Annotated in this window: 2 pseudogenes; one reads left to right on the forward strand and one right to left on the reverse strand. The window is 69.3% G+C overall.

From position 1 onward, the window contains the following. Positions 1-118, forward strand: a pseudogene (locus ABZ749_RS35405) (phytochelatin synthase); the annotation flags it as partial. 65 nt (positions 119-183) lie between these two features. On the opposite strand, the pseudogene ABZ749_RS35410 reads toward ABZ749_RS35405, so the two are convergent. Continuing rightward, positions 184-1,146 (reverse strand): annotated as a pseudogene (locus tag ABZ749_RS35410) (RQC domain-containing protein); the annotation flags it as partial. Between the last annotated feature and the right edge of the window lie 87 nt (positions 1,147-1,233).

Here is a 1,233-nt window from a genome sequence, read left to right on the forward strand (position 1 = left end):
CGACAACGGCACCATTGTCACCATCGCCGACTCCGCCGACCCCAACCAGGCCGCCTACCAGATCAGCGTCGAACACCTCGCCGACTGGATCGCCACCCGCGGCTACGCCACCAGCTGACCCAACCCGAACCACATGACCGAAGGGCCGGACCCCACCACGGGACCCGGCCCTTCGGCATGACCTCAGTCGGTGGTGAGGACGGCCAGGATCTGCTCGCCGTACTTGGCGAGTTTGCTCTCGCCGACCCCGCTGACCTTGGACAGGTCACCCAGCGTGCTGGGCGCGTCGCTGGCGATCTGTCGCAGTGTCGCGTCGTGGAAGATGACGTACGCCGGGACGCCCTGTTCCTTGGCGGTGGTCGCCCGCCAGGCTCGCAGCCGCTCGAACAGCGACGCGGCGGCCGGGGTCAGCTCGGCCACGACGGTGGACGCGCCGCGCGGCTTCGATGAGCGGCTCGATGCCGGCTTCTCCGGCTCGCGACGCATGGTGACCGTACGGCGGCGAGCGAGGACGTCGGCGCTCGCCTCGGTCAGCGCCAGCGTGCCGTAGTCGCCCTCGACGGCGAGGAGCCCTTCGGCGAGCAGTTGTCGGACCACGCCCCGCCACTCGGCCTCGCTGAGCTCGGAGCCGATGCCGAAGACTGTCAGGGAGTCGTGACCGTACTGGCTGATCTTGTCGGTCTGCTTGCCGAGCAGGATGTCGATGCAGTGCCCGGCGCCGAAGCGCTGGTTGCGTTCGCGGTCGAGGCGGAAGACGGCGGAGAGCAACTTCTGGGCGGCGACGGTGCCGTCCCAGGTCTCCGGTGGGGTGAGGCAGGTGTCGCAGTTGCCGCACGCCGCCGTCGTCGTCTCGCCGAAGTATTCGAGCAGTTGGACCCGCCGGCAGCGCACCGTCTCGCAGAGGGCGAGCATCGCGTCCAGGTGTGCGGCCAGGTTGCGGCGGTGGGCGAGGTCCCCGTCGGACGTCTCGATCATTTTGCGTTGCTGGACCACGTCCTGAAGCCCGTACGCCAGCCAGGCGGTTGATGGCAGACCGTCACGGCCGGCGCGGCCGGTCTCCTGGTAGTAGCCCTCGACGGACTTGGGCAGGTCGAGGTGCGCGACGAACCGCACGTCGGGCTTGTCGATGCCCATGCCGAAGGCAACTGGTCGCCGCGCTGCTGCACGACACCATCGAGGACACCGAGTACACCCTCGACCAGATGCGCGCCGACTTCGGTGGCGAGGTCGCCC

It is taken from the genome of Micromonospora sp. NPDC047753, assembly GCF_040642735.1.
In the GTDB taxonomy this organism is placed as follows: domain Bacteria; phylum Actinomycetota; class Actinomycetes; order Mycobacteriales; family Micromonosporaceae; genus Micromonospora.